Consider the following 7,460-nt stretch of genomic DNA (forward strand, 5'->3'; position numbering starts at 1 on the left):
GGAGGAGTTCCTACTAATCGAACGTCTTTGTAATCTTGGTAAACAAAATAGTAATATTCATTCCCTTGAAAGAAAGGACGAACCGAAACTGTATATTTCCCTCCTTCACTATTCTCTTTTTCAATCAGAGCTATTTCTTGTTGAATTACTTTATTCCTATCAGATTCGCTCATTTTATCATCCACTTTTGATAAAATCCTTTTTGAAACATCATCCATCCGAACGAAGAAACGAACGTATAATGATTTTGGCTTCAGTTCAGCACTTTTATCTTTTGCCCAAAAACCATTTTTTAAATAATCTTGCTCTGCTGTAGAAAGCTCTGCGATCGCACTATAACCGCAATGGTGATTTGTCAACACTAATCCTTCTTTCGAAACGATTTCTGCAGTACATCCACCATTAAATTGTACAACAGCATCTTTCAGGCTACTGTGATTGATGCTATAAATTTCTTCGGATGTCAATTGCAATCCCATTTTTTCCATATCACGGTGATTTAAACGTTCTATAAACATAAGAAACCACATTCCTTCATCCGCTTTAACACTAATTGGCATTAGCATAATTCCAGCAATTAAGGCAAAAATAAAATTTTTCATTTTTTTTAAATATTATAGATTATTGAATATTAGCAGCAATTTTGCAAAAAACGGAATATGTTATGCTAAAAACAGAGTATTCACTAAAAATTGCTTCGCGAAATTAGTGATTTTTGAGGATTTTATAAAATAAATTAAGAAAAAAATTTATTTATGTGTATAAAAAAAGGGCTCTATTACTAGAGCCCATTTTATATATAAAAACAGTATTTTTTAGTCATTCAACATTTTCCAAAGTTTATCCTTCAACTCCGACAAACCTTGTTGAGCAACAGAAGAAATAAACATATAAGGAATGTCTTTGAACTCTTTGTCCAATTGTATTTTCAATTCTGCTTTGAGCTCATCATCAAGCATATCGCATTTAGAAATCACCAATAGACGCTCTTTATCAAGCATTTCTGGATTGTATTTTGTCAATTCGTTCACCAAAATATCATATTCCCCCTTGATGTCAGGAGTATCAACTGGAACCAAAAAAAGCAAGGTTGAATTTCTTTCTATGTGACGCAAGAAATAATGTCCAAGCCCTTTTCCTTCAGCGGCACCTTCTATAATTCCTGGAATATCAGCAATTACAAAGGATTGAAAATCGCGATAAGCTACAATTCCAAGATTTGGTTTTAAAGTGGTAAAAGGATAATCAGCTATTTTTGGTTTGGCAGAAGTCAAAACCGACAATAAAGTCGATTTTCCAGCATTTGGAAAACCTACTAATCCTACGTCAGCCAAGACTTTTAGTTCTAAAATAACATCCATTTCTACTCCGGGTAAACCTGGTTGTGAATATCTTGGCGTTTGATTTGTCGAACTTCTAAAATGCCAGTTTCCCAATCCTCCTTTACCACCACGGGAAAGAATTTGTTTTTCACCGTCTTCGGTAATTTCGAACAAGGTTTCTCCAGTTTCTTTATCTTTTACAACAGTTCCTAATGGAACTTCAATAAATTTATCGTCGCCATCAGCACCGGTACTTCTATCTCCACCACCATCTCCACCGTGACCAGCTTTGATATGACGCGCAAATTTCAAGTGAAATAAGGTCCAAAGTCCTTTGTTTCCAACTAAATATACGTGTCCTCCTCGACCACCATCACCACCATCAGGACCGCCCTTTTCGATAAATTTTTCTCTATGTAAATGCGTAGATCCTTTCCCTCCTTTTCCGGAAGAAACATATATTTTTACGTAATCTACAAAGTTGCCTTCTGTCATAATTTTTAGTATTCAGTATTCAGTGGTCAGTGGTCAGCTTGCTTACTGAATACTGAACACTGAACACTATTTTATTTTTTCAAGGCTTTCACCATCACTTTATCAATCTTCACTCCATCCATATCAATGACTTCCAACTCAAATTTTTGCCAAATCAACTTCTCTCCTTCTTTTGGAATATGAGAAAGTTCAGTCATTATTAATCCGCTTACAGTGGTCACTTCGTAGTCACTGATTAGTTCATCCAATTCAAAATTAGTCAGGAAATCATGCAAGGAATAATGACCGTCAACTAACCAAGTTCCATCTTCTCTTTCAATCATTTGGAAATCATCCTTGTAAAAATCGGAAGCATTTCCCACCAAGGCTTCCAAAATATCATTCAAAGTAATTATCCCCTGAAAAACGCCGTATTCGTCTGAAACAAAAGCGTAGTGAATACCAGATTTTTTAAACTGCTCCAATGCTTTGTATGCCGTAGTTTGCTCCATCATAAAAAGTGCTTCGGTCATAATTTCTGGCAAATTGAAATTATCTTTGTCAATATTAGCAAAAATGCTTTTCAAATTTACAACCCCAACTATATCATCGTGATTTTCTTCAAAAACGGGATAAATCGAATGCAATTCTTTAAGCATAAACTCCTTAACCTGACTTTTATCAGAATGCAATGGCAATAGAACCACTGATTTCCTATGTGTCATCAAGGAATTTATTTTTCTGTCTCCAATGTGGAAAACACGCTCCACGATATCTTGCTCTATTTCCTGTACTTCGCCGCCTTCAGTTCCTTCTTTGATGATGGCTTTGATTTCTTCTTCGGTTACTTTGCCGTCGGCAGTGGGTTTTATTTGCAAAACTTTCAACAAAAATTCGGTAGAATGAGTTAATAACCAAATAAACGGTGCCGTAATAATTGAGACTATTTTCATTGGCCAAGCAACAGCTTTGGCAATGGTTTCTGGATGATTTAGCCCAATTCTTTTAGGTAATAATTCCCCTAAAACCAAAGAAAAGAATGTCAAAATCACAACCACAATTCCCACTGCAATTGAAGGCGCAAATGGTTTTAGCACTTCAAATCCTGCTATAAAATTCTGAACATCGTGTGTGATCTTGTCTCCAGAATAAATACCGGTAAGAATTCCTATAAGTGTAATTCCTATTTGAACTGTCGATAAAAATTTATTGGGTGAATTAGCCAAGTCCAATGCGATTTGGGCATTTTTATTTCCCTTTTTTGCAGCTGTTTCCAATCGGTTTTTTCGTGCCGAAATCAATGCGATTTCTGACATAGAGAAAACTCCGTTGAGAATGATTAAAAAAAGAATTATTAGAATTTCCAAAGTGTATTTTTATTGTTAAAACTGCTTTCTAGCCCAGATGTAAGCGAAAAGCCCGCAGTTTCAAAAACTTGTTTTTCCTGACAGAAAAGAGCGACCAGAGGAAGCTACTTTTATGTTTTGGAAAAATTATTTTTGAAGCGAGGACTTGTAGCGTTCAGCTGGAAATTGCTTCTATAAATTATTAATAATAGTACTTAATCGCTCTGTTATCTCGGCTATAGAACCAATTCCATTTACTGGATAAAATTTATTTTGTGCTTTGTAAAACTCCATTAAAGGAGCTGTTTTATCGTTATATTCTTGATAACGGTGTCTGATTTTCTCTTCGTCCTGATCGTCAGATCTTCCAGAAGTCTTTCCTCTTTCAAGTACACGATGAATTAGAATTTCGTCATTTGCTTCGAGTGCAATTGTTGCAGCAACTTTCCAGTTTTTAGTGGCTAAAAACGCATCTAATTCTTCCGCTTGAGCCAAAGTTCTTGGAAAACCATCATACAAAAAGCCATGTGCATCAAGATTGTTATCTACTGATTCTTCGAGCATTTTGATAGTTAATGCGTCAGGAACTAAATCACCTTTGTCCATATAGCTCTTGGCCAATTTACCTAGTTCGGTTTCATTTTTGATATTAAATCTAAAAATATCTCCCGTTGAAAGATGTACTAAATTGTATCTTTCTTTTAAAAATTCTGCCTGAGTTCCTTTTCCTGCGCCTGGTTTCCCGAATAAAACAATGTTAATCATAGTTGCGTTAATGTGTTGTTTTGTGTTGTTTTGTTATTCTTTTAATTGATATACTTCTGATAAATTTCTGCCTAATCCATCGTAGTCTAATCCATACCCAACGATAAATTTATTTGGAATTCTAATCCCAACATAGTCTATTTTAACCTCATGTTTGAAAGCTTCAGGTTTGAAAAACAGTGTTGCAATCTTAAAATGTTTTACGTTTTGTTTTTTGAACAGTTCTTTTAAGGCTACCAAAGTATTTCCTGTATCAACAATATCTTCAATAACAACAACAGTTCTTCCAGTTAAATCCTGATCTAAACCAATTAATTGCTTTACGTCATTTGTTGAAGTAGTACCCTCATAAGAAGCCATTTTTATAAAACTCACTTCGCAAGGCGACTTATAATGTTTCATAAAATCAGAAACTACCATAAAAGCGCCATTCAAAACACCTATGAATAAAGGCGTTTCATCAGCAAAATCATCTTCTACTAATGCAGCTATTTTTGCAATGGCAAAGTCTATTTCTTCAGCAGAAATAAACGGAACAAATTGTTTATCGTGTAATTGTATCACTTTTTCGTTTTTAAAATAATTTGCAAAGATACTGAATTCTAAACGTTTAAAAAAACCGAATTTTGACTTATATATAAATTTTAAACTTTAAAAAAAGAACGTACAATAACAATAAAATCAGGCTATTTTTATTTAGTCTATTTAAAATAAAAAAAGGTAAAAGACTGAACGTTATATATTTTCAATTATATTTACAATTCCAACTCTTATAAAAATTGAATAAGTATTAATTGACGTGGTTATGATTTTTGTAAACACACTTATTTCAAAAAATAAAATTGACCCTTTTGAATAATTTGAAATTATCAATAAAAGTCAATCAATACCTAAAATCTATACTGTTTAACTTTAATAATAGTCCAGCATGGGAATCAAAACTACATTAAATTTTACCTTTTATTACCAATCACTTGTATTCAAAATAGCAAAAAATAGAATGTTTTTTTTACTATTTTCCCCTACTCTTTTTTTTGCGCAAAACACATATAATATTTCGGGAATAGTAAAAGAATCTAGTGGAGAAGGTTTTCCATTTGCGAATGTTTTAGTACTTCAGGAAAAAGATTCAGCATTTGTAAAGGGTTTACTAACTAAAGAAAATGGAAGTTATTCATTGGATAATTTAGAGAAAGGAAATTATATAGTAATGACTAACATGGTCGGTTATAAATCAGCCTATTCTAAACCATTTAATTTAAATTCTCATTATACAGTTGAAACACTAACTTTATCTGAAGCAGAAGTACTGAAAGAAGTTGTAGTAAATTCTACCAAGGCCTTGTATGTTCAAAAAGTTGATAGATTGGTTATTAATGTCGCTAATAGTATTGTTTCAGCTGGAGGCACTGCTTTAGAAATTTTGGAACGTTCACCAGGAGTTGTAATTAATAAACAAAGTAATAGCATTTCCGTAGTTGGAAAGAATGGAGTTGTGGTTATGATTAATGGAAAAATTAGTTACGTTCCTGCGAATGCTTTAGTGCAATTTTTAGCTGGAATTAGCGCAAATAACATAGAATCTATTGAGTTAATTACAACACCACCAGCAAATTTTGATGCCGAAGGAAATGCAGGTTTTATAAATATAGTATTAAAAAAAAGCAACGATACAGGCTTTAATGGTTCATATTCATTTTCTGGAGGTTATGGAAATGGAGGTGTTACTTCAGATAACCTGAATTTTAATTATCGTAAGAAAAAAATAAATGTTTTTGGAAGTTATTCTTATTCATTAGAGGCTCAAAAACAACTTTTTATTGCCAGTCGCGAATATATGAAAGAAGATAAATTAGCATCAACCTATACAAATTCCGACAGAGATCCTCAACAACGTAATCATAACGCACGTATTGGTTTAGATTATAATGTAACTGACAAAACAATTATGGGAGTTTTATTGAATGCATATGATAACAAATGGTCAATGAATGCTTTTAATGAAAGTTTTGATGCTGAGAATGGAACTCCAATATCTTATGTAAATTTAGAGAATCATGAACTAAATCATTGGAAGCATTTTGGATTAAATTACAATATAAAGCACAATTTTACAGCAGATAAATATATCAGTTTTGACATTGATTATTTAAACTATAATGATAATAACCCCAATGATTATAACATTTCCTATTATGATGCAAATTATACTTACTTATACAATAAACTTGCAAAAAGCACCAAATTAACCCCAATAAAAACATTGGTTACAAATGTTGATTATAGTGATAAATTAACTGAAAAACTAAAATTAGAAACAGGACTAAAAGCAACTTTTTCTAAATTTGAGAATGCCGTATCCGTGCAAAATTTTGAAAAAAATAGTTGGGTAATTGACCCTACCCTAACTAATGAAAGTAATCTTAATGAAAAAATATTTGCCGCCTATGGCGCATTAGATTATAAGTTAAATAAAAAAACAAGTATGAAATTTGGACTTCGATATGAATATACCGATTCACAGTTAGACACCAAAACAGAGGGAAGGGTTGTCGATAGACAGTACGGCAAAATTTTTCCGAGTTTCTTCTTAAATAGAAAATTCAATGATAATTTAAATATGAATTTCTCCTATTCAAAAAGAATTACAAGGCCGACTTTTAATGATATGGCTCCTTTCGTTATTTTATTGGATCCAAATACTTTTATTTCAGGAAATGCGGCTTTGCAACCTGCTATATCTAATTCGGTAAAATATGACATAAATTATAAATCTATAGTTTTATCCTTTCAATATACAAATGAAGACTTTTCTATTGCAAGTTTTCAGGAGCATATTGATGAGACAACAGGCCGACTCATTTTTGACGCGTCAAATTTAGAATATACAAAAACATTTGCTGTCACTTTAGGGGTTCCAATAAAAATAAAGAATTGGTGGCGAATGCAAAATAATTTAAATTTAGTCAAACAAAAAGTCAAGGGTTTTTATATCGACGAACCAGTAGTATTATCCATTGTGAATTTTTCTGCTAATACAACACAATCCTTTAAATTTTCTGACAGTTATTCCTGTGAAATTAGTGCATTTTATTACAGTCCAAGCATTTTTGGTACGGCGAAATATAATGAAGTATATGGCGTTAATTTAGGTGCTGAGAAAAAATTAGGTGAAAAAGGAGGTAATTTAAAATTTTCTATAAATGACCTTTTTAATTCCATTAAATATGTTGGAGGAACTGATCTGCCAGATCAAAACATAAAAACACACAACGTTTTTGATTTTTCCAATAGAACATTTACACTCACCTATTCTCGAAATTTTGGAAACAATAAAATGAAATCTGCAAGAGAACGCTCAACTGGAGCTGAAGAAGAAAGGAAAAGAGTTAACTAAATTTACTTATATTTTGCTGTTACAATTTTACTCATTAATGTATTACTAAATAAAACCCGTTGGGTGCAATTATTTAAAGTAAAATAAATTGAATAAATATTGGTCAAGATACTGAAATTCAGTATCTTGAAGTCGCTAAACCGCCAATATTTATGT

General features: G+C 32.3%; 6 protein-coding genes. 1 reads left to right on the forward strand and 5 read right to left on the reverse strand.

The features are described from left to right. The 5 genes from ACH2BV_RS12875 to hpt form a co-directional block, all read right to left on the reverse strand. Window positions 1–602, reverse strand: a 602-nt coding sequence (locus tag ACH2BV_RS12875; protein ID WP_395051138.1) for a S46 family peptidase, incomplete at its 3' end; no start/stop codon positions are given. A 213-nt stretch (window positions 603–815) separates the two neighbouring features. Further along, window positions 816–1,817, reverse strand: coding sequence for a GTPase ObgE (gene obgE, locus ACH2BV_RS12880; protein ID WP_395051140.1), 1,002 nt, complete (start codon window positions 1,815–1,817; stop codon window positions 816–818). 71 nt (window positions 1,818–1,888) lie between these two features. Then, complete coding sequence (locus ACH2BV_RS12885) at window positions 1,889–3,112, reverse strand: hemolysin family protein (protein ID WP_395051144.1); 1,224 nt, start codon at window positions 3,110–3,112, stop codon at window positions 1,889–1,891. A gap of 222 nt (window positions 3,113–3,334) precedes the next feature. Next, window positions 3,335–3,907 (reverse strand): adenylate kinase, encoded by a 573-nt coding sequence (locus ACH2BV_RS12890; RefSeq protein ID WP_395051141.1) that lies wholly within the window; start codon window positions 3,905–3,907, stop codon window positions 3,335–3,337. 33 nt (window positions 3,908–3,940) lie between these two features. Beyond that, window positions 3,941–4,471 (reverse strand): hypoxanthine phosphoribosyltransferase, encoded by a 531-nt coding sequence (gene hpt / locus ACH2BV_RS12895; protein WP_395051142.1) that lies wholly within the window; start codon window positions 4,469–4,471, stop codon window positions 3,941–3,943. A gap of 436 nt (window positions 4,472–4,907) precedes the next feature. Here hpt and ACH2BV_RS12900 point away from each other — a divergent pair, with 436 nt between their 5' ends. Beyond that, the gene (locus ACH2BV_RS12900; protein WP_395051143.1) at window positions 4,908–7,304 is read left to right on the forward strand and encodes a TonB-dependent receptor domain-containing protein; all 2,397 of its coding nucleotides are present in this window, start codon (window positions 4,908–4,910) and stop codon (window positions 7,302–7,304) included. Window positions 7,305–7,460: the final 156 nt, after the last annotated feature.

Source organism: Flavobacterium sp. (genome assembly GCF_043780635.1).
In the GTDB taxonomy this organism is placed as follows: domain Bacteria; phylum Bacteroidota; class Bacteroidia; order Flavobacteriales; family Flavobacteriaceae; genus Flavobacterium.

What these genes read in the sequence shown, in the direction of transcription:
- obgE (WP_395051140.1), bottom strand. Translation starts at nt 1,817, where the DNA reads ATGACAGAAGGCAACTTTGTAGATTACGTAAAAATATATGTTTCTTCC.
- ACH2BV_RS12885 (WP_395051144.1), bottom strand. Translation starts at nt 3,112, where the DNA reads ATGTCAGAAATCGCATTGATTTCGGCACGAAAAAACCGATTGGAAACA.
- ACH2BV_RS12890 (WP_395051141.1), bottom strand. Translation starts at nt 3,907, where the DNA reads ATGATTAACATTGTTTTATTCGGGAAACCAGGCGCAGGAAAAGGAACT.
- ACH2BV_RS12900 (WP_395051143.1), top strand. Translation starts at nt 4,908, where the DNA reads ATGTTTTTTTTACTATTTTCCCCTACTCTTTTTTTTGCGCAAAACACA.